The sequence below is a fragment of the Ferroglobus sp. genome (genome assembly GCF_015521575.1).
Classification (GTDB): Archaea; Halobacteriota; Archaeoglobi; order Archaeoglobales; family Archaeoglobaceae; genus Ferroglobus.
In genome coordinates, this window is the sequence record NZ_WANY01000156.1 from 1 (window position 1) to 2,100 (window position 2,100).

A 2,100-nucleotide genomic window follows, 5' to 3' on the forward strand; every position below is an offset into this window, starting at 1 on the left:
GTTGTTCTCCTTCAACGGTATCCTTACATCGTCGAAACGCTTTTGAAGGGTCTAAGCTTTTATCTCTTCGAACTTTTTCAATTCGTCAACGACTTTCTTGCTTCTTTATTTTCGGCAATTTTGAAAGCGTCTCATTTATCCCTCCTTCTTTTTTCTGTGTTATCACCAGTCGATCCTCAATTATTTCGTTAGTTCTATGAGTTCGTCTGAGATCCCGAAGCTGACGACATCAATAGATTATAGTTGCGTAAACGTTTTTTTAATTCACTTGTAGACGACGATCTCCTCGTCGAAGAAGTTTAGATGCGAACACCATCGAATTTATTGTTACAAAGCTCAGATTTCTAAAACTTCCAGAAGTTGCTATTTTTCTTATTCCGTAATGCTTGCATATCGCAACTATCAGAGCGTCGTTTGGTAGAAGGTTATACTTTTCCATTATATCCAGAGTAACGTTTCCAAATCTACACAGTAGAACTTCAAAGAGATCGAACAACTCTTTCAGTGGAGATAGATCAATCTCAATTTTTTCAATCTTCTTTTTGAGATTAAACGGAGACAAACCCGTTATAGCTCTAATGCAACCATAAGTAACTTCAGAGATAACTACATCATTTATGTAGCCAGTTATATCGCCAAGTTCCACCTTCTCAATTAGATTGGTAGCTTCTTCCCTTGAATCCGCTAAGTGATGTAAGAATACATTCGAATCAAAGAATACTTCCACTTTCTATCTCCTCCAATATAGAATCTATATCGCAACCTTTTATCAATCCTCTCGTCTTTTCACTAACTTTCTCCTTTATCTCTATCCTCAGCCTCGTTCCCTCTTTTAAATCAACCCTCTCAAGAGGTTTAAACACACCGTTCTCGTAAATAACATTAATAACCTTTGGCATGAACGTATTTTGGAATTTAGAGTATTAGACAAAACATTTTTAACCAACGCTAACAAACCGACCATATGGGACGAAAACCTGAAAAAGAAGTAGTCAAATGGCTAACCTTAGAGGAACTGAACGAGGAAATTCGTAAAAGGAAAATATGCTCAGAAGTGCTCAGGAAACTCTTCTTCATCAAAGAACTCTACAAAGGAGCCACAGTTCCTCAGGCAGCAAAAGAAGTTGGAGTAAGCAAAGTTATAGGCTATGTATGGCTTGAAAGGTGGAATGAAAAAGGACTGGAAGGTTTGAAACCAAACTACGGGGGAGGAAGACCTTCAGAGTTAAGCGAAGAGCAAAAAGAAGAACTCAAGACTATTCTGAAGGAGAGAGATGATTGGACAACAAAAGAAGTAAGAGAACTCATCAAAAACAAATTTGGAGTAGAATACAGCTTGAGGCACGTGAGCAGGCTGCTAAAATCATTTGGCATGAAATACGCAAAACCCTACCAGAAAGACTACAGAAGGCCTGAAAATGCAGAAGAAGAGCTTAAAAAAACTTGAAAACGTTTTGAACACAGTGGACGATTTCATCATGGGATTTCTGGATGAAACTTCACCTCAGCTCAATGCAAACACCCAAAGGCTTTGGTCTTTCAGCAAGCCATTCTTAAAGAAGAACACTACAAAAATGAGAGTCAACACGTTCGGTTTCTATGCGATAAATGGAGAGAGTGTGGTAGATTTCAAAGAAAATTCTAAAAAGGAAGCAGTTTGCGACTTTCTTGAGAAGATAAGAGAGAAGAATCCGGATAAAACCATAGTGATCATTCTGGATAACTTCAAGTCGCATTGGGCAAGAAAAACAAGGAAGAAGGCAAAAGAGCTTGGCATGGTTCTGGTTTATCTGCCTCCCTATTCTCCTGACTTGAACCCTATTGAGCAGATCTGGAGAGGAATAAAGAGAGTTTTGTCTCCTCTTCTCATTAAAACATTGGAAGAGCTAAAGAAAGTAATTTCGGATAGCTTTTACCAGTTAACTCGGAAAAAGAGTTTTGTTGAGAAGTGGATGAGAAAGTTTTTGAATTTTGGTTAAGTTAGTTATGTCAAATACTATAAATGACTACATCAGCGAGATGACTATAAGAGCGGCGATTACCGAACGAATAACGCTGTAAGTTCTTCCACCAACAACTGCTTTTCTGAGCCCGAGAACA

At 38.2% G+C, this 2,100-nt stretch carries 3 protein-coding genes; 1 reads left to right on the top strand and 2 read right to left on the bottom strand.

Features of this window, described 5'->3' with window-relative positions:
• Positions 1-259 precede the first annotated feature (259 nt).
• A complete protein-coding gene (locus F7C14_RS06400; RefSeq protein ID WP_290901034.1) occupies positions 260-727 on the bottom strand; it encodes a type II toxin-antitoxin system VapC family toxin in 468 nt (155 codons plus the stop codon).
• Positions 711-899 (bottom strand): antitoxin family protein, encoded by a 189-nt coding sequence (locus tag F7C14_RS06405; RefSeq protein WP_290901036.1) that lies wholly within the window; start codon positions 897-899, stop codon positions 711-713. The genes F7C14_RS06400 and F7C14_RS06405 overlap by 17 nt, the downstream gene beginning before the upstream one ends.
• A gap of 65 nt (positions 900-964) precedes the next feature.
• Here F7C14_RS06405 and F7C14_RS06410 point away from each other — a divergent pair.
• Positions 965-1,979, top strand: a protein-coding gene (locus F7C14_RS06410; RefSeq protein ID WP_290901038.1) for an IS630 family transposase whose coding sequence is annotated in 2 segments (ribosomal slippage) — positions 965-1,429 and positions 1,431-1,979 — 1,014 coding nt in all. Because the reading frame shifts where the segments join, the coding sequence is not laid out codon by codon here.
• Positions 1,980-2,100: the final 121 nt, after the last annotated feature.